The organism is Amycolatopsis sp. lyj-112 (assembly GCF_046549055.1).
Lineage (GTDB): Bacteria > Actinomycetota > Actinomycetes > Mycobacteriales > Pseudonocardiaceae > Amycolatopsis.
In genome coordinates, this window is record NZ_JAJPWS010000002.1 from 339,808 (window position 1) to 358,050 (window position 18,243).

The following is an 18,243-nucleotide window of genomic DNA, read 5'->3' on the forward strand; positions in this document are numbered from 1 at the left end:
AGTTTACGGCGTACCGCTCATCGGCGGCTCACCCAGCATGGGGCCGCCAGCGGTAGCGGATCCAGCCGGGGACGGGGTCGGCGCCGAGCTGGGCGTAGAACGCCTCACCCTTCGCGTTGCCCTCCTGCATATCCCATTCGACCCGGCCGGGCGTGCGGGCGCTCAGCTCGTTCAGCAACTCCCGCCCGAGGCCGAAGCGCCGGTGTTCCGGGCGGACGAAAAGATCGTCGAGCCAGATCCCGGGCCGGGCTTCCCAGGTGGAGAAGTTCCAGCTGCAGAAGGCGAAGCCCGCGACCTTGTCCGGTTCGTCCGGCGAGGTGGCGATGAGCACCCACGCCTTCGGCTGCGGCCCGAAGAGGAATCCGGCCATTTCCTGGCGGTCGAGCTTCAGGTCGTGCTTGTCCTCGTAGACCGCGTGCTCCTCGATGAGCGCGCAGATCTCCTCGATGTCGTCCGCGACGGCGTCCCGCACCGGCATCTGGTCAGCTCCGTTCGTAGACGATGTCGCCGCCGACGGCGGTGGCGACGACGTGGATCGAGTCCAAAGTGGACTCGTCGGTCGGGTCGGCCGAGAGCACGGCGAAGTCCGCCAGCTTTCCGGGCAGCAACGTGCCCAGGTCCTTCTCGGCGAAGGCGGCATACGCCGAGCCGTATGTGTATGCACGTAAGGCTTCCGCGGGCGTGATCCGCTCCTCGGGACCGAGGACGACGCCCGACGACGTCTTGCGCCGCACCATGTCGGCGAGCGCGAGCAGCGGCGCGCCGTCGACGACCGGGCGGTCCGAACTGGCCGGGAGCACGCATCCCGCGTCGAGCAGGCTCTTGAGCCGGTAGCACCACGGTTCGCGTTCCGGGCCGAGCGCGGCTCGCATGCCGTCGCCGATCTCGTTGACGAACCGGCCTTGCGGCGACGCGATCAGCCCCAGCGAGGCCAGCCGCTTCAATTCCTCGGGCCTCAGCACCGCGCAGTGCTCGATGCGGTGCCGGTGATCGGGCCGCGGATCGGCCTTCAGCGCGGCTTCGTAGGCGTCGAGCACCACGGTGATCGCACGGTCGCCGATGGCGTGGGTCGCGATCTGCCAGCCCGCCCGGTGTGCGGCGGCGATCGTCCCCGCGATCTCGTCCTCGGGCACCTGGAAGTAGCCGACGTTGTCCGGCTCCCCGGCGAACGGCTCGTGCATCGCGCAGGTCCGCCCGATCAGCGACCCGTCGGCGAACAGTTTCATCGCGCCGAGCCGCAGCCATTCGTCACCGAACCCGGTGCGCATCCCCAGGTCGAGACCAAAGCCCGCACCCGAGTCAAGATCATGCAACACGCTCGCCGCGACCATCACCGTGCTCCGCACCCGCAGCACCCCGCGGTCGCGCGCCAGCTGGTAGGCGGCCAGTTCGGCGGGGGTCTCCCCCACGAGACCGCCGCCGATCCCGGCCTCCTGGACGCTCGTGATCCCCTCGGAGAGGTAGCGCTCGCTAGCCCTGTCAAGCCCGCGCACGACGGTCTCCAGCGGCGTCGGATAGGTCAGCGGCCGCAGCATCAGCTGGGCCTGCTCCCGCAGCAGACCGGTCGGCGAGCCGTCGGCGTCGCGGACGATGTCCCCGCCCACCGGCACGTTCGCCAGGTCCAGCTGCTCCAGGACCGCCGAGTTGACCACGGTCATATGCCCGGACGTGTGCTTGAGCCGGACCAGGAGTCCCGGCGCGGCGCGATCGAGCCCCTGCCGCGTCGGATGCCCGCCCACGAGCTTGTTCTGGTCGTAGCCGCTGCCGATGATCCAGCTGCCCGGCTCCAGCCCGGCCGCCCGCCGCGCGACGGCGTCGTAGACCTCGTCCACGCTGCGGCAGTCCGACAACGGGACGTCGTCGAGCGCCATCCCGAACCACGCCATGTGATTGTGCGCGTCGTGGAACCCGGGCACGACGACGGCACCACCGAGATCGACGCGTCGCCGTGCGGAAAGCCCAGCCGCGTCGGCTCCGATAGCCACAATCCGCCCGTTCAGCACCGCCAAAGCTTCGGATTCCGCCACGCCGGTGAGAATCCGGGCGTTCTCGTAAACCGTGTCGACCCGCATGGATTCGACCCTATCGATCGATCGATCGGTCGTCTAGGCTCGGCGGTATGAGCACCGTGGACTACGCACTCGACGACGGCATCTGCGTGATCTGGCTGAACCGCCCCGAACGCCTGAACGCGGTGGTCACCGAACTGGTCGACGACCTGCTGGAGGCACTCGACGCGGCCGCACACTCGGACGCGCGAGCGGTCGTGCTCGCCGGCCGGGGGCGCGCGTTCTGTGCCGGGCACGATCTGAAGGAGCCCACCCCAGAGGGTGATTCCCGCCCGCGGCTCGACCGGCTACAGGACGTCACACGCCGTCTTCGCGGGCTCCGCCAGCCCGTCATCGCCGCCGTCCACGGCTACGCGATCGGCGCGGGCGCCGAGTTCGCCATGGGCTGCGATCTGATCCTCGCCGCGGACAACGCGGTGTTCGCCTTCCCCGAGGTCTCCTTGGGCCTGAGCGTCACGGGTGCGGCGTCGAGGCTGCTGCCGCTGCTGGTCGGCCCGCTGAAGGCCAAGGAACTGCTCCTGCTCGGCGAACGCGTGAGCGGCGCCAAGGCGCACGAACTCGGCCTCGTCAACGCCGTCGTCGGAGCGGACGACCTGATGGACACCGCGCTCGACTGGGCGACCCGGATCGCCGCCCACCCGGCCGCCGCGGCCACGATGGCCAAACGCGCCCTCGACTCCGGCATCGACAGCTCGCTGGACGCCGCGCTCGAACTCGAAGTCAGTCACGCGCTGATCACCGAGCACTCCGCCGCCGTCCTCGCCTCCGCCGAGGCGTTCCGGAGCCGGACATGACCTCCCTGGCCGGGATCGACACCCTCGTCGGGCTGACCACCCGCGCCGCCGCCCAGTGGCCGGACAAGACGGCGTGGATCTTCGACGCCACCGGCGAGCGTTTCACCTTCGCCGACGTCGACAAGCGCAGCACCGAGTTCGCCCGCGCGCTCAGCGGGCTGGGTGTCACGCCGGGCGACCGGGTCGCGGTGATGCTGCGCAACCAGCCCGAATTCCCGTTGCTGTGGCTGGCGCTGGCCAAGATCGGCGCGGTACTCGTCCCGGTCAACACCGGGTACCGCGAGTTCGACGGCGCCCACGTCCTGCGCCATTCCGGCGCCCGGTTCGCCATCGCGGCCGAGGAGTTCACCGGACTGCTGAACAAGATCGCCCCAGAGACCTCGCTCGAACGCGTGCTCACACCAGCCGAACTCGGCGACGTGCAAACCGGCGAAACGTCGTTCTCGACCGTCGGCGAGCGCCCGGTCAACATCCAGTACACCTCCGGTACCACCGGCGCGCCCAAGGGCTGCGTGCTGCCGAACAGGTACTGGACGACGCTGGCGATCAGCCTGGTCACGGAATCCCCTTCGGTCGGCGAAGAAGACATCATCCTGACCGCGCAACCGTTCCACTACATCGATCCACAGTGGAATGTCGCCTTGGGACTCGCGGGCGGCGCGACACTCGTGGTGCTCGACCGTTTCCATCCCACCACGTTCTGGGAGAAGGTCCGCGAGCACGGCGTCACCTGGTTCTACTGCCTCGGCCTCATGCCCATGCTTCTGCTGCGCCAGCCCGAAAACGGACTGGACAAGGCACACCAGGTCCGGTCGATCTGCGCGTCGGCCATCCCGCGCGACCTGCACGCCGCACTCGAAGCCCGCTGGGGCGCGCCCTGGTACGAAGCCTTCGGGATGACCGAAACCGGCAGCGACATCCGGATGTACCCCGCCGACCACGAGGAGACGGTCGGCACCGGCTGTCTCGGCAGGCCCACGCCCACGCGCGAGGTGCTGATCGGCGACGCGGACGGGAAACCCCTGCCGCGCGGCGAGACCGGCGAACTGCTGATCCGCGGGGTCGGGCTCATGCACGGCTACCACGACGACGCCGAGGCCACCGCGCGCGCGTTCACCGGCGGCTGGTTCCACACCGGCGATCTGGCCACAATGGACGACGAGGGCCGCGTCTACTACGTGGGCCGCACCAAGGACATGATCCGGCGCAGCGGCGAGAACATCTCCGCCGACGAGGTCGAGCGGGCGCTGCAGCTGCATCCGGCGGTCAAGCTGGCCGCCGTCATCGCGGTGCCCGACGAGATCCGCGGCGAAGAGGTCAAGGCGTACATCGTCCTCGACGAAAACGAGGGCCACCAGAGCGAACCGGCCGAACTGGCGGAGTTCTGCTCGGCGAAACTGGCCTACTTCAAGATCCCCCGGTTCTGGGCGTTCCCGGGCGAGCTTCCGATGACGCCGTCCGAACGGGTCGCCAAGGGCGAACTGAAGAAGGCGGAAGACCTCCGCGCCGGATCCTGGGACAGGACCACCGACACATGGCTCTGAACATGGGCTCTCGGCGGGAAAAAGAACCTCGAGCCGTGAGCACACGCGAACGCGTTCGCCAGGCAGCGGTGAAACTGTTCGCCGCCAAGGGTTTCCACGGCACCGGCATCCGGGATCTGGCCCAGGAGGCGGACCTTTCGTCGGCCAGCCTGTACCACTACATGGGCACCAAAGAGGACCTTCTGGTGGCCATCATGAACGAATCGCTGCGACGGCTGCTCGACGCGGCGGAGCAGGCGACCGCCGGGCTCACCGATCCCGTGTCCCGGCTCGGATCGCTGGTGGCACTGCATGTCCTCGCCCACGCCATCCAGCCGGACGACACCCGCGTGGTGGACAACGAGGTCCACGCGCTCACCCCCGAGGCCAAGGCGGGCGTCGTCGGGCTGCGCGACGCCTACGAACGGCTTTGGGCGGACGCCCTCGAAGACGGTGTGGCAGCCGGCGTCTTCCACACCGATCAACCGTCCGTGACGCGGCTCGCACTGGTGGAGATGTGCAGCGGGGTCGCCCGCTGGTATTCACCGCTCGGACCGCTCACCCTGGACCAGCTGGCCTCGCATTACGCGGAACTGGCCCTGCGGGCCCTGAACTGTCCCCGTCACCTGGACGTCACAGGCTTGCAAAACTGCCGTGAAGTGGTCTCGAGAGTGTGGCGAGTGCCCGTTTAGCGGCGACTTTAGGTCTGTACGCCTTGCTCAGACGGCTTGTCTGGGGGACGCTCGAAGAGTGACTGAGCAAACGATCCAACTCGAACTGGACGACTCGGGTCTCTCACCGGCGTTGCCGGTGCCCACGAACCCCCGTGATCAAGTGCAGGACGTCCCGTATCGACCAGTGGAGTTTCGCGACGATGACCTGCCCGCGGCCCTCGAACGGTGCGCCACGTGGCTACGTCAGGCTCAGGAGTGGCTCGGTGAACCGGTCGACGTGCTGGCGATCCATCTCGACTACGACGACCGCAAGGGTTCGCCGTACTACGACGTGAAGCTGCTCTGCAACGAAGAGGACCTGGCCGGGGTCCCGCTCGCGATGAAGAAGCAGACGTAGCGACTCAGGCAAGGCCATGAACGGGTCGTTCCTTGCGAAATTTGCAAGGAACGACCCGTTCATGGCATGTGTCGGGCCCGTCAGCGCGGGTTATCCGAGAGTGCCGCCGACCTTGACGTGCCCCTTCAGCAGGTTGCGCGCGATGGTCCGGCGCTGGATCTCGTCGGTGCCTTCGTAGATCCGCAGCAGCCGCAGCTCGCGGTACCACCGCTCGACCGGCAGTTCCCGCGTGTAGCCCATTCCGCCGTGGATCTGCAGGACGCGGTCGACGATCTCGTTCGCCTTCACACCGCCGTAGAGCTTCGCCATCGACTGCGCGTGCCGCGAATCCATCTTCTGGTCGACCTGCCAGGCGGCGTGCAGCACCAGCCAGCGCAGCGCCTCCAGTTCGGTGCCGGAGTCCGCGATCATCCACTGGATAGCCTGGCGCTCGGCGATCTTCTGCCCGAACGTCTCCCGCGTGTTGGCGTGCTCGATGGCCATCGAGATCAGCCGCTCGCACGAACCGATCGCGCGGGCGGGCAGCAGGTAACGGCCGGCGCCGATCCACTGCATGGCCAGATCGAAACCGTGGCCGAGTTCGCCGAGGATCTGCGTCTCGGGCACGCGGACGTCCTCGAAGACCAGCGCCGCCGGGCCCCATTCGCCCATGGTGTCGATGTACTCGGACTTCCAGCCCGCGTCACGGTCGACGAGGAAGCAGGTGACGCCGCCGTTGGCGCCCTTCTCCGGGTCGGTGATCGCGAAGACCATCACGAAGTCGGCTTCGTTGCCACCGGTGATGAAGGTCTTCTCGCCGTTGATGATCCAGTCGGTGCCGTCCTTGCGGGCGGTGGTCCGGATGGCCTTGGCGTCCGAGCCCGCACCGGGTTCGGTGATCGCGAAGCACGACTTGCGCTCGCCCGAGATCGTCGGGAGCAGGTAGCGCTCCTTCTGCTCGTCGTTGGCGTAGTAGAGGATGTTGTCCGCGGCGCCGCCGAAGCGGAACGGCACGAACGTGCGGCCGAGTTCGGCTTCCAGCAACGCGGTCATCACCGCGGACAGGCCCATGCCGCCGTACTCCTCGGGCGTCTGCACACCCCAGAATCCGGATTCCTTGGCCTTGAGCTGCAGCTCGCGCAGTTCCTCGGCAGTGATCCCGGGCTGCCCGGCGCGTTCGCGGCGCAGCACCTCCTGCTCACGCGGCATCAGCTCGCGCTGGACGAACGTGCGGACCCAGTCGCGCACCTCGCGTTCCTCGACGCTCAGAGTGAAATCCATGGTCAGCCCGCTCCTGTTCGACAGTGACTAAGCGCTCGCTTACCTGAGCGTACCGCTTCGGTTGTCGTACGCCGAGGAACTGTCATAAGTTTTCGCAACCGAACCGCATCTCGCGAAGGGCACCCATGAGCATCGCCGACGTACCCGCGAAGAAGCGGGACCGGACCCACTACCTCTACTTGGCCGTGATCGCCGCGGTAGCGCTCGGCATCGCGGTCGGCATCCTCTTTCCCACCCTCGGCAAGGAGCTGAAGCCGCTCGGCACCGGCTTCGTGAACCTGATCAAGATGATGATCTCCCCGATCATCTTCTGCACGATCGTGCTCGGCGTCGGCTCGGTGGCGAAGGCGGCGAAAGTCGGCCGTGTCGGCGGGCTCGCGCTCGGCTACTTCCTGGTGATGTCGACGGTCGCGCTGGTCATCGGCCTGGTCGTCGGCAACCTGCTTCAGCCCGGCGAGGGCCTGCACCTGACACCGGAGATCGCCGAAAAGGGCCAGGACCAGATCGCCAAGAGCGAGGGCACGGTCGACTTCCTGCTCGGCATCATCCCGAAGACGCTGGTTTCGGCCTTCACCGAGGGCCAGGTGCTGCAGACCCTGCTGGTCGCGCTGCTCGCCGGGTTCGCGCTGCAGAAACTGGGTACGAAGGGCGAGCCGATCCGCCGCGGCATCGAGCACATCCAGCGGCTCGTGTTCCGGATCCTCGCGATGATCATGTGGGCCGCTCCGATCGGCGCGTTCGGCGCGATCGCCGCCGTCGTCGGCGAGACCGGCTGGAAGGCGCTGCAGAGCCTCGCGGTGATCATGCTCGGCTTCTACATCACCTGCGGGCTGTTCGTGTTCGTGGTGCTCGGGCTGCTCATCGGCGTGCTCGCCCGGGTCAACATCTTCAAGCTGCTGAAGTACCTCGGCCGCGAGTTCCTGCTGATCCTTTCGACGTCGTCGTCGGAATCGGCGCTGCCGCGGCTGATCGCGAAGATGGAGCACGCCGGGGTGTCGAAACCGGTCGTGGGCATCACCGTGCCGACCGGCTACTCGTTCAACCTGGACGGCACCGCGATCTACCTGACCATGGCGTCGATCTTCATCGCCGACGCGCTGGACAAACCGCTCACCATCGGCGAGCAGATCTCCTTGCTGGTGTTCATGATCATCGCGTCGAAGGGCGCGGCGGGCGTGACCGGCGCCGGGCTGGCGACGCTGGCCGGCGGCCTGTCCTCGCACCGGCCGGAGCTGGTGGACGGCGTCGGTTTCATCGTCGGCATCGACCGGTTCATGTCCGAGGCCCGCGCGCTCACGAACTTCGCGGGCAACGCCGTCGCGACCGTGCTGATCGGCACCTGGACCAAGGAGATCGACCGCGACCAGCTGGACCGGACGCTGTCCGGCGAATCACCGTTCGACGAGTCGACCCTGCTCGACGACCACGCCGACCATTCCAGTGAGTCCCATGCCGAATCGGGTAAGAAGGAGACGTGATCGAATGTGCGGTCCACTGGTCCCCGCCCCTGCCCGCTGAACCCCGGTTCCTGGCCTTGCTCGACGACGTCGAACAGGGCCGGTACGCGGGCTATCGCCAGGACATCGACAAACGCCGGTTCCTGACCGGCCGTGTGCTGGCGAAGACGGTCGCCGCCGGACGGCTCGGCATGGCCGTCGAGGACGTCGCCTTCGACGCGACCTGCGAAGACTGCGGCAAACCACACGGACGGCCGCGGGTGCCCGGTGCGGCGCTGATGCTGTCGATCTCGCATTCCGGCGAGCTCATCGGCGTCGCGGCCACCGCGGGCACGCCGGTCGGGCTCGACGTCGAGACCGACACGAGGCGCGCCGACGACTCGCTCATCGAGTACGCGCTGAGCCCGGTCGAGCGGGAGGCGGTGTCCGGTCTGCTCGCCGAGCAGCGGACGGCGGCGTTCTTCACGTACTGGACGCGCAAGGAAGCCGTCATGAAGGCGACAGGGAAGGGCCTGAAGATCCCGCTGCAGAGCATCACGTTCTCAGGCCACGACGAGGAGGCCCGGCTGGTCTCGTCGGGCGACGCGGCTCTCGACCCGGCGCGGACGCGCCTCGTGGACCTCAAGGCCGTTGAGGGCTACCGGGCCGCTGTCGCACTGCTGACGGCCGACGAAATCTCCGTGACCGAAACCTTCGCGACCCTCTGACGACCCGCGTTTCGTCCTCTGGTTGCGGTAGTTGCACGCGCAAGTACCGCAACTAGAGGACGAAACGCGGGGGTGTTAGATCTCCAGGCCCATGGCGGCGAGCAGGGTGCGGAACTTCGCCGACGTCTCGTCGAGCTCCGTCTGCGGGTCCGAAGCGGGCACGATGCCGCCACCGGCGTACAGCCGCATGGAGGTGTCGGCGATCTCCGCGCACCGGATGCCGACGGCCCACTCGCCGTCACCGGCCGAGTCGACCCAGCCGACGGCGCCCGCGTAGTAGGCGCGGTCGAACGGTTCGAGTTCCCGCACCAGCACGCGGGCCGCGTCGGTCGGGGTGCCGCAGACGGCGGGCGTCGGGTGCAGCGCGACGGCGAGGTCCAGCGCGGTGACGTCCGGGTCGGCCAGTTCGCCGGTGATGGTCGTCGAGAGGTGCCAGATCGCCGGGGTCGAGACCAGCTCGGGGCCCTGGACGTCGAGGGTGCGGCAGAACGGCCGCAGGATCTCGACGACGGACTCCACCACCACGGCGTGCTCGACGTGGTCCTTTTCGGACGCCAGAAGGGCCTCACCGTTCGCCTTGTCGATCGCCGGGTCTGCCGACCGGGGCATCGACCCGGCATGCGGCCGGGAGACGACCGAGCCGCCGGAGCGGGACAGCAGGAGTTCGGGAGTGGCGCCGACCAGCGTGCGCCCGTCGGGCAGCTGCGCGGCGTAGGTGTAGTGGCGCGGGTTCCCGTTCGCGAGGTTCCGGACCACGTTCGCGGCGGAGACGGCCTCGTCGAAGTCGAGGTCGAGCGCGCGGGCCAGGACGACCTTGCGCAGGTCCCGGTCGCTCAGCGCGGCGACGGCCGCGCGGACGGCGGCCAGATGCGCCTCCGGTTCGGGCACGGAAGTGACCTTCACCGGCTGCGGAAGAGCGGTCCGCGACGGGACGGCCGCGTGGCCGGTCGAGGCACGATGGATCGCGCGAGGCAGGACCAGATGGCCCGGCGTACGCGTGCCCTCGCTGGTGTCGAAGGGCAGCACGCCGACCGCGATCGGCGCACCCGAGGCGGCGAACAGCCCAGGCAGGACCTGGGACAGCCGCGCCGGATCGGTTTCGGTCACGGTCGCCGCGGCCCCGCTTGCGAGGAGCGCGTGCCGCGCCGTGGCCAGGAGGAAGTCGCCCCGCTCGTAGCGGGCGGCCAGGTCTGCCGGGGTCGCCGGTGCGGTACTGGTCGTCACCTCACCAGCGTCCCAGGCTTCGGCTGAGACCAGGGGAAAGTGTTGCCCGGGCAACAGCCTCTCAGGCAACACCTTCCCTCGGACAGCCCTTGACCTGGGCGAAAGCGCTACTTCAGCGCCTCGAGGAGGGCCTCGCGCTGCCGCTCACCCAGGCCGGCGGCGCGCCGGTCGGGATCGATGCCGGCCTGCTCCAGCAGGGCGGCGACCTTGACCGCGCCCAGACCGGGGACGGCCTTCAGCAGCTGCGTGACCTTCGTCTTACCGATGGTCTTGTTCTCTTTGGCCTGCTTGAGCACCTTGTCGATGCTCTCCTTGCCGGACTTGATCGACGCAAGCAGCTCGGAGCGCGCCTTGCGTGCCTCAGCCGCCTTGGCGAGGGCATCGGCGCGCTGCTCCGGAGTCAACGTGGGCAGAGCCAACGTAGTAGTCCTTTCATCTCAGGTCTCCGCTTTCGCGGCCGACGGCCATTAACCGGTGCTTGCAGCCGCAAGCGCTGGCCAGCCGTCTCTGTACCACGGCCCCAGTAAACGCCACCCGTTCCCGAGCCGTGAAACCGACACGCACTTATTACCCCTCGACCACGACCTGGGCAACCCGCCCCCGCCTGCGGAAACACGCCATTCGGGCGGCGATTCAATGGCGTTCATCACCCTTATGAGCGATACCGCCACTTCACACTGTTAGCCATTTTTCGTTTGATGGCAGGAAAAAGACGAATTATTGATGATCTTGACCCGAACCGGCGAACACCCGTTAGCGCGACACTGTGACCGAACGGTTGCCTGCGAGGTTACTGACCAGTTCACCCGACCCGGATTAGAGTCGGCCCAACCCCAGTTCACCGGAGAACGAGCACCACGGGAGTACACGATGTTGAGCACGATGCAGGACGGACAGCTGTCACTGGGCAGGCTGCTCCGCCACGGCACCAAGGTGCACTCCGAGAGCGAAGTCATCACCTGGACCGGTTCAGAAGCCCGTCGCGAGAGCTACGGCGAACTCGGCAAGCACGCCGCCCGGCTGGCCAACGCGCTGCGGAGCCTCGGCATCACCGGTGACCAGCGGGTCGGCACGTTCATGTGGAACAACGCCGAGCACATGGCCGCTTACCTGGCCATCCCGGCGATGGGCGCCGTGCTGCACACGCTGAACATCCGGCTGTTCCCCGAACAGCTCGTCTTCGTCGCCAACCACGCCGAAGACCAGGTCGTCATCGTCGACGGCACGCTGGTCCCGCTGCTGGCCAAGCAGCTCCCCGAGCTGAAAACCGTCCGTCACGTCATCGTGGCCAACGGTGACGCCTCCACGCTCCCGGCACCGGACGGCGTCCAGGTGCACTCCTACGACGCGCTGCTGGCCGGCCAGCCCGACACCTTCGACTGGCCCGAGGTGGACGAGCGCTCCGCCGCCGCGATGTGTTACACCTCCGGCACCACGGGTGACCCGAAGGGCGTCGCGTACTCGCACCGCTCGATCTGGCTGCACTCGATGCAGGTCACCATGACCGACAGCATGCGGCTGGCCCAGCACGACAAGGCGCTCGCCATCGTCCCGATGTTCCACGCGATGGCCTGGGGCATGCCGTACGCGGCGCTCATGGTCGGTGCCTCGCTACTGATGCCGGACCGCTTCCTCCAGCCCGCCCCCATCGCGCAGATGCTCGACGTCGAGAAGCCGACCTTCGCCGGCGCCGTGCCGACGATCTGGCAGGGCCTGCTCTCGCACCTCGACGCGAACCCGCAGGACATCTCGCACCTGCGCGAGGTCGTGGTCGGCGGATCGGCCGCGCCGCCGGCGCTGATGCACGCCTTCGAAGACCGCTACAACGTGCCGATCCTGCACGCCTGGGGTATGACCGAGACGTCGCCGCTGGGCAGTGTCGCCCGCCCGCCCGCCGACGCGACCGGCGAGAAGGCCTGGGAATACCGCTACACCCAAGGCCGCTTCCCCGCGTCGGTCAGCGCCCGGCTGATCGGCGACAGTGGCGAGGAACTGCCGTGGGACAACGAAAGCGTCGGCGAGCTCGAAGTGCAGGGGCCGTGGATCGCGGCGTCGTACTACAGCGGCACGACCGGTGACGAGCCCGACCCGGAGAAGTTCCACGACGGCTGGCTGCGCACCGGCGACGTCGGCAAGATCAGCCCGGACGGCTATCTCACGCTGACCGACCGCGCGAAGGACGTCATCAAATCCGGCGGCGAGTGGATCTCGTCGGTGGACCTGGAGAACCAGGTGATGGCGCACCCCGCGGTGGCCGAGGCGGCCGTGGTCGGCATCCCCGACGAGAAGTGGGACGAGCGCCCGCTGGTCGCCGTCGTGGTCAGGGAAGGCCAGAAGGTGACGGCCGAGGAACTGCGCGAATTCCTGGCCGACAAGGTCGCGAAGTGGCAGCTGCCGGAGAATTGGACCTTTGTGGACGAAGTCCCCAAGACCAGTGTCGGCAAGTTCGACAAGAAGCGGCTGCGGGCGTTCCACGCCGAAGGCAAGCTCGACATCAGTCAGCTCTAACGGGTTAATCTCCCGCGCGCCTGCCGTTCCGTGAAGGCCACCTTGAGGGACTCTGAGTCCCTCAAGGTGGCCTTCACGGCGTTGAGGGAAGGGTTTCGCTGGTGCGTAAGACAAGCAGGCGCGCGTTCCTGGCGCTGGCGGGGACGACGGTGCTCTCCGCGTGCGGGTCCAGCACCGTCCAATCAGGAAAGCCGCCACCCTCGACGGCTTTTTCCGCCGCGGCGACCCGGCCGAAACCGAAACCGGTGGACCTTCAGCAGTGGTACCACCCGTATCCCGAAGCCGGCGTCCAAGAAGCCGTCACGCGGTACGCGGCCGCGTACCCGAAGGCCAAGGTCGCGGTGCAGTGGAACCCCGACGACTACGACGCGAAACTCGGCGCCGCGCTCCAGGCGGGCCCGGTCCCGGACGTCTTCGAAGGCCAGGTCACCGTCGACCGTGTCCGGCAGAACCTCCTGGTCCCGCTCGACGACGTCCTCGCACCGGTGAAAGGCGACTTCAGCGCGGCCGTACTCGCCGCGCACACCGTCGACGGCAAGATCTACGGCATCCCGCAGGCGCTCGACACCCAGGTTCTCTTCTACCGCAAGAGTTTCCTACAGGAAGCCGGCGTACAGCCACCGCAGACGCTCGACGAACTCGTCGACGCGGCACACAAACTCAGCAAGGACGGCGTCAAAGGTCTCTTCGCCGGCAACGACGGCGGGGCGGCCGCGCTGGCCGGACCGCTGTTGTGGTCCGCGGGACTCGACTACGTCAAAGACGGGAAGACAGTCGGCTTCGAGGATCCGCGTGCCGCCACCGCGTTCGCGAAACTGCGTGACCTGAACGGTTCGCTGCTGCTGGGCGGGTCATCGGACTGGGCAGACCCGATCCCGTTCATCGACGGGCTCACCGCGATGCAGTGGACCTGGCTGGGGAACCTGCCGAAGATCCAAGAAACGATGAAGGACGACTTCGGCATCCTGGCCTTCCCTCGGCTCGATGCCGCCGGCGCACTCTCGGTCCCGGTCAGCGGACTGTGTTCGATGGTGCATACGAAAAGCCTGAATCCCGGCGCTGCCAAGGACTTCGTGAAATGGCTGTGGCTGGAACGCACCGATTTCCAGCAGGAGTTCGCCACGAAGTTCGGCTTCCACCTGCCCGCACGGCTGAGCGTGCTCGACAGGTTCGCTCCGGCGGCCGACGCCGCCCGCCTGGTCAAGGAGCACGGCCACGCCGCCGGTCCACTGTGGACGCCGGCCGCGAACACCACGCTCGTCGACGCGCTGGGCCGGATCGCGCGCGACGGCGCCGACCCGGTCGCCGAGACCAAGAAGGCCGCCGAAGCCGTCAAGGCCGAACTGGGTCGCCTCGGCCTCTGACACCGCGTTTAGTCCTCTAAGGGCGCTCAGTCGCCGGAGATGCCCCAGATCGCCAGCTCCACGGCGGTGTCACCGTCATAGAGCAGCGCACAACGCGCGCTCCAGCGGGGCACCTCCTGGGGCAGCCTGTTCTCCTTGGCGAGCTCGTCGAAAGCGGCGACGGACGGTTCCTCGGTGCCGAAACCGGCGGCGAGTTCGGCGTCGGACAGCGGCCGGATCGTGCCGAAGTCGTCCTCACCCGTGGCCCCGACGAAGTAGTGGACGTCGAGCACCGAATGCGTCCCGCCCTCCCGGAAGGTCTCCGTCTCCTGGAGCTCTTCGAGCGTGTCCGGCGGTCCGGTTTCGTCGTCCTGCCACAGGTAGTCGCTTTCGGCGAAGACCCGGGCCTTCAACGCCGCCAGCGCCCCGTCCGGATCACCCTCGAACCGGCCACGAACCGACCAAGCCGAAGCTCCCATGCCGTCACCTCCTCGTTCCGGCGCCCAGACTAACCACGGCCTCCGACAGTCCCTTCGCATTCGGCCGAACGTGACAATTTTTCGCATTGCCCTTTTGTGGTGTTCACCCCACGGCTAACCTCGTCCGGCATCGTCCTTCCGCGACACCCACCCCGCGACGACTAGGGGACACCGCCATGTCCGACGGCTCCATGGTCTCCAGGCGAACCTTCACCGCGGCAGGCGCCGCCGGCGTCGGACTGCTGCTGTGCACGCCGACCGCCAACGCGCTCGATCGGGCGCTGGCACTCACCACGAGCCGCGCGGTCCGCACCGTGGGGACCACGCTGGACTCCGCCGCGGCGCCGCTGTCGAGCGGGCCGGGTTACACGCGCCTGACCGCCGGCCCGGGCTGGCCGCTGGTGGTGCGGGGCGACCTCGCCGCGCCGAAGTCCGGCCGCGACGACCGGCGCCGCGCGATGGCCTCGTTCGCGCAGTTCACCGACCTGCACTTCACCGACGCCGAAAGCCCGGCGCGGTTCGAGTACCTGCACCCGTTCATCGGTTCGGCGCACCGTCCGCAGGAGACGCTGGGGCCGGTCGCGACGTCGGCGCTCGTGGAGCGGGTGAACAGCGTGCGGTCCGGCCCGTTCACCGGGCGGCCGATCGACTTCATGGTGACCACCGGCGACAACACCGACAACCACGAGCTGATCGAGCTCGAGTGGTTCCTCAAGGTGCTCAACGGCGGCACGGTGAACCCGACGTCGGGCGATCCGGACCAGCACGAAGGCGTCCAGACGTCCGGGTCGGCCCACTACTGGAACCCCGGCAAGACGCTCGACGACGACTACACGAAGAAGGGCTTCCCGCAGCTGCCCGGCCTGCTCGGCGCCGCGTCGAGCACGTTCACCTCGCCGGGGCTCGACGTCCCGTGGTTCTGCACGTTCGGCAACCACGACGACAGCATCGTCGGCTCGCTGCCGGACCTGCCCGGGATGGACGCCTGGTACACCGGCCGGTTCAAGGTGATCGGCAAGGACGAGACGACGTCGAGGAAGATCGCCAAGGCGATCAACGCCGGCTCGGGCGTGCCGATCACGGAGCTGTTCGGCGGTTCGGGCACGATCCGCGAGATCACCCCGGACGAGCGACGGCGGCCGTTCAGCACCGCGGAGTTCGTCCAGCACCACCTCGACGCGGCCAACACCGGCCCCGGCCCGGAGGGGCACGGGTTCAGCGGCAACAACGCCGACGGGCGGAACGTTTACTACACCTTCCGCATCGCGCCGGGCGTGCTCGGCATCAGCCTCGACACCACGACGATGGCCGGGCTGGCGGACGGGTCGATCGGGCTCGGGCAGTTCACCTGGGTGGAGAACACGCTCAAGCGGAGCAGCTCGACGTACTACGACTTCTTCGGGCGCAAGATCAAGCAGAACGTGACGGACGAGCTGTTCATCCTGTTCAGCCACCACACCAGCGACACGATGGGCAACGTGCTGCCGGACGCGCGGCACCCGCTGGAGCCGCGGCTGACCGGGAACACGTTCGTTTCGCTGCTGAACCGGTTCCCGAACGTGCTGGCGTGGGTCAACGGGCACACGCACCACAACAAGATCACCCCGCACCCGGGAAAGACGGCGCAGCAGGGCTTCTGGGAGATCAACACCGCGTCGCACATCGACTTCCCGCAGCACGCGCGGATCATCGAGGTCGCCGACAACGCCGACGGCACGTTGTCGCTGTTCACGACGCTGATCGAGGCCGAAGCGCCGTACGAGGCGGCGTACTCGGACACCTCACCGCAAGCGCTTGCGTCGCTGTACCGGGAGTTCTCTTACAACGACATCCACGCCTCACTGAGCGCCGTCGGGACGGCTCAGGACCAGAACACCGAACTCCTGCTCCCGAACCCGCTCGCCTGACGCTCCGGGAGTGTCATGAAAGGGTCTTACAGGACACTTTTCGTCCCGTTAGACCCTTTCATGACACACCCCGCGTTACCTCGGAGGTAATCGACACGGGACGGAGCCCCCGGCAAGCTCGAAGCATGACGGACGTAGAGGGCACCGCGCTGTTCCACAAGACCATGCCGTTCACCGAGCGGCTCGGCATCGAGGTGCTGGAGAACACCGCCGGCCTCGTGCGCAGCCGCATCGCCTGGGACGAAACGCTGTGCACGCTCGGCGGGGCGCTGCACGGCGGTGCGCTGATGTCGCTGGCCGACGCGACCGGCGCGGTCTGCGCGTTCCTCAATCTCCCCGAAGGCGGCCAGGGCACCACGACCATCGAATCCAAGACCAATTTCCTGCGCGCGGTCCGGTCGGGCCACGCGACGGCCACCGCCAAGCCGCTGCACGCCGGGCGCAAGGTCATCGTGGTGGAAACGGAAATCCACGACGACGCGGGGAAGCTGGTCGCGAAAGTGACACAGACTCAGGCCGTCTTGTAGACAACTGTTTACATACCTCGCGCGACCGACGAAAATCCCTTGCCTGACTGGGCGGACACGAGGGATGGAACCGGGATGCGCATACGAGGGCTGGTCACGCTGCTGACGATCGCGACGATGACCGCAGTGACGGTACAGGCGGCTGAGGCGAGCACCGGGCGACCGGACGACGACGAGTCGGTCGACTACCACGAGTGGTCCGGTCACCACGGTTTCCGTGACGGCAGGCTGGAAGGCCTCGACCTCGAGCACGGCGCGCTGCGCATCGACCGCCCGATCGGCACCATCGAGCACACCGAACCCACGCTGGGCACCACGAAGACCTACGAATACGGCCAGTGGACGTCGTCGAGTCACACCCAAGGTTTCGACGCCTCGCAACTGATCGCGTCGTGGAACGCCCGGACGCCCGCCAAGACCTGGCTCAAGATCGAGGCGAAGGGCCGCACGGCGGCGGGCGCCGAGACCACCTGGTACGTGATGGGCCGGTGGGCCAGCGGCGATGGCGACATCAAGCGCACCAGCGTCGACGGCCAGAGCGACGCCAACGCGGCCGTCGATGTCGACACGCTGGTCATGAAGGCGGGCGTCGCGCTCCGGTCGTACCGGCTCCGGGTGAGCCTGTACCGCGAAGCCGGTTCCCGCGCCACGCCTTCGGTGACCTCCCTCGGCGCGATGACGTCGCAGGTGCCGGACCGGTTCGAGGTCAAGGCGACGAAACCGGGCCGCGCCACCGGGATCGAACTCAAGGTGCCCGCCTACGCCCAGAACCTCCACAAAGGACAATTCCCCGAGTACGGCGGGGGCGGCGAGAACTGGTGCAGCCCGACGTCCACCGAAATGGTCGCCGAATACTGGGGAAAGCGGCCCAAGCGCGAGGACATGAAGTGGATCCCGGAGGGTTACGTCGACCCGACCGTGGCGTACGCGGCCCGCTACACGTTCGACTACGCCTACGACGGAACCGGCAACTGGCCGTTCAACACCGCGTACGCCGCTTCACTCGGATTGCGTGGGCACATCACCCGTTTGCACTCCTTGAACGAACTCGAAGGTTACATCGCGCGCGGCATTCCGGTGATCACCTCGCAGTCGTTCAAGGCCGAGGAACTCGACGGCGCGGGCTACGGCACCGCCGGGCACATCATGGTCGTCGTCGGCTTCACCAAAGACGGCGACGTGATCGCCAACGACCCCGCCGCCGACAGCAACGACCGGGTCCGAAACGTCTACAAGCGACACCAGTTCGAAACGATCTGGCAGCGCACCAAGCGTTACAACACCACCGGCGGTGTCTCCGGCGGACCGGGTGGGATCGCCTACATCATCACGCCGCACTGAATCGGTTCCCCACCCATGCGGATGTCGCGATCC

At 67.8% G+C, this 18,243-nt stretch carries 17 protein-coding genes; 11 read left to right on the forward strand and 6 right to left on the reverse strand.

Going from position 1 to position 18,243, the window contains the following annotated elements; all coding sequences use genetic code 11:
• Window positions 1-28: 28 nt before the first annotated feature.
• Window positions 29-478 carry a GNAT family N-acetyltransferase gene (locus ACLJRL_RS08385; RefSeq protein ID WP_410655500.1) on the reverse strand — a complete coding sequence of 150 codons (450 nt, stop codon included), beginning with the start codon at window positions 476-478 and terminating at the stop codon, window positions 29-31.
• Window positions 479-482: 4 nt separating this feature from the next.
• Entirely contained in the window at window positions 483-2,072 is a 1,590-nt protein-coding gene (locus ACLJRL_RS08390) for an amidohydrolase (RefSeq protein WP_410655501.1), read from the reverse strand.
• A gap of 47 nt (window positions 2,073-2,119) precedes the next feature.
• Between ACLJRL_RS08390 and ACLJRL_RS08395 the strand changes: the two genes are divergently transcribed.
• The 4 genes from ACLJRL_RS08395 to ACLJRL_RS08410 are packed head-to-tail and all read left to right on the forward strand — an operon-like array spanning window position 2,120 to window position 5,457.
• On the forward strand, window positions 2,120-2,863 hold the full coding sequence (locus ACLJRL_RS08395) for an enoyl-CoA hydratase/isomerase family protein (protein ID WP_410655502.1): 744 nt from the start codon (window positions 2,120-2,122) through the stop codon (window positions 2,861-2,863).
• Window positions 2,860-4,407, forward strand: a complete 1,548-nt coding sequence (locus ACLJRL_RS08400; protein ID WP_410655503.1) for an ATP-dependent acyl-CoA ligase — start codon at window positions 2,860-2,862, stop codon at window positions 4,405-4,407. The genes ACLJRL_RS08395 and ACLJRL_RS08400 overlap by 4 nt, the downstream gene beginning before the upstream one ends.
• Before the next feature lie 35 nt (window positions 4,408-4,442).
• A complete protein-coding gene (locus ACLJRL_RS08405; RefSeq protein ID WP_410655504.1) occupies window positions 4,443-5,078 on the forward strand; it encodes a TetR/AcrR family transcriptional regulator in 636 nt (211 codons plus the stop codon).
• A gap of 58 nt (window positions 5,079-5,136) precedes the next feature.
• A complete protein-coding gene (locus ACLJRL_RS08410; protein WP_410655505.1) occupies window positions 5,137-5,457 on the forward strand; it encodes a hypothetical protein in 321 nt (106 codons plus the stop codon).
• Between the two features lie 90 nt (window positions 5,458-5,547).
• Here the strand turns inward: ACLJRL_RS08410 and ACLJRL_RS08415 are convergent, their stop codons facing one another.
• Window positions 5,548-6,717 (reverse strand): acyl-CoA dehydrogenase family protein, encoded by a 1,170-nt coding sequence (locus ACLJRL_RS08415; protein WP_410655506.1) that lies wholly within the window; start codon window positions 6,715-6,717, stop codon window positions 5,548-5,550.
• A 125-nt stretch (window positions 6,718-6,842) separates the two neighbouring features.
• Between ACLJRL_RS08415 and ACLJRL_RS08420 the strand changes: the two genes are divergently transcribed.
• Window positions 6,843-8,195, forward strand: coding sequence for a cation:dicarboxylate symporter family transporter (locus tag ACLJRL_RS08420; RefSeq protein ID WP_410655507.1), 1,353 nt, complete (start codon window positions 6,843-6,845; stop codon window positions 8,193-8,195).
• On the forward strand, window positions 8,192-8,881 hold the full coding sequence (locus tag ACLJRL_RS08425; protein WP_410655508.1) for a 4'-phosphopantetheinyl transferase family protein: 690 nt from the start codon (window positions 8,192-8,194) through the stop codon (window positions 8,879-8,881). Before ACLJRL_RS08420 ends, ACLJRL_RS08425 begins: the two co-directional genes overlap by 4 nt.
• Before the next feature lie 75 nt (window positions 8,882-8,956).
• Here ACLJRL_RS08425 and ACLJRL_RS08430 read toward each other — a convergent pair whose 3' ends face one another.
• Both ACLJRL_RS08430 and mihF read right to left on the reverse strand, forming a co-directional pair.
• Window positions 8,957-10,105, reverse strand: a complete 1,149-nt coding sequence (locus ACLJRL_RS08430) for an isochorismate synthase (protein ID WP_410655509.1) — start codon at window positions 10,103-10,105, stop codon at window positions 8,957-8,959.
• 107 nt (window positions 10,106-10,212) lie between these two features.
• Window positions 10,213-10,524, reverse strand: coding sequence for an integration host factor, actinobacterial type (gene mihF / locus ACLJRL_RS08435; RefSeq protein ID WP_005155963.1), 312 nt, complete (start codon window positions 10,522-10,524; stop codon window positions 10,213-10,215).
• A gap of 451 nt (window positions 10,525-10,975) precedes the next feature.
• Between mihF and ACLJRL_RS08440 the strand changes: the two genes are divergently transcribed.
• Together ACLJRL_RS08440 and ACLJRL_RS08445 are read left to right on the forward strand one after the other, a co-directional pair.
• Window positions 10,976-12,613 carry a long-chain fatty acid--CoA ligase gene (locus ACLJRL_RS08440; RefSeq protein ID WP_410655510.1) on the forward strand — a complete coding sequence of 546 codons (1,638 nt, stop codon included), beginning with the start codon at window positions 10,976-10,978 and terminating at the stop codon, window positions 12,611-12,613.
• 101 nt (window positions 12,614-12,714) lie between these two features.
• Window positions 12,715-13,977 (forward strand): ABC transporter substrate-binding protein, encoded by a 1,263-nt coding sequence (locus tag ACLJRL_RS08445; protein WP_410655511.1) that lies wholly within the window; start codon window positions 12,715-12,717, stop codon window positions 13,975-13,977.
• A gap of 26 nt (window positions 13,978-14,003) precedes the next feature.
• On the opposite strand, the gene ACLJRL_RS08450 is transcribed toward ACLJRL_RS08445, so the two are convergent.
• Window positions 14,004-14,435 carry a hypothetical protein gene (locus ACLJRL_RS08450; RefSeq protein ID WP_410655512.1) on the reverse strand — a complete coding sequence of 144 codons (432 nt, stop codon included), beginning with the start codon at window positions 14,433-14,435 and terminating at the stop codon, window positions 14,004-14,006.
• Between the two features lie 176 nt (window positions 14,436-14,611).
• On the opposite strand from ACLJRL_RS08450, the gene ACLJRL_RS08455 reads away from it, so the two are divergent.
• From ACLJRL_RS08455 to ACLJRL_RS08465, 3 genes are all read left to right on the forward strand, one after another.
• A complete protein-coding gene (locus ACLJRL_RS08455; RefSeq protein ID WP_410655513.1) occupies window positions 14,612-16,342 on the forward strand; it encodes a TIGR03767 family metallophosphoesterase in 1,731 nt (576 codons plus the stop codon).
• Window positions 16,343-16,467: 125 nt separating this feature from the next.
• On the forward strand, window positions 16,468-16,869 hold the full coding sequence (locus tag ACLJRL_RS08460; RefSeq protein WP_410655514.1) for a PaaI family thioesterase: 402 nt from the start codon (window positions 16,468-16,470) through the stop codon (window positions 16,867-16,869).
• Window positions 16,870-16,944: 75 nt separating this feature from the next.
• Window positions 16,945-18,210, forward strand: coding sequence for a C39 family peptidase (locus ACLJRL_RS08465; RefSeq protein WP_410655515.1), 1,266 nt, complete (start codon window positions 16,945-16,947; stop codon window positions 18,208-18,210).
• Window positions 18,211-18,243 lie beyond the last annotated feature (33 nt).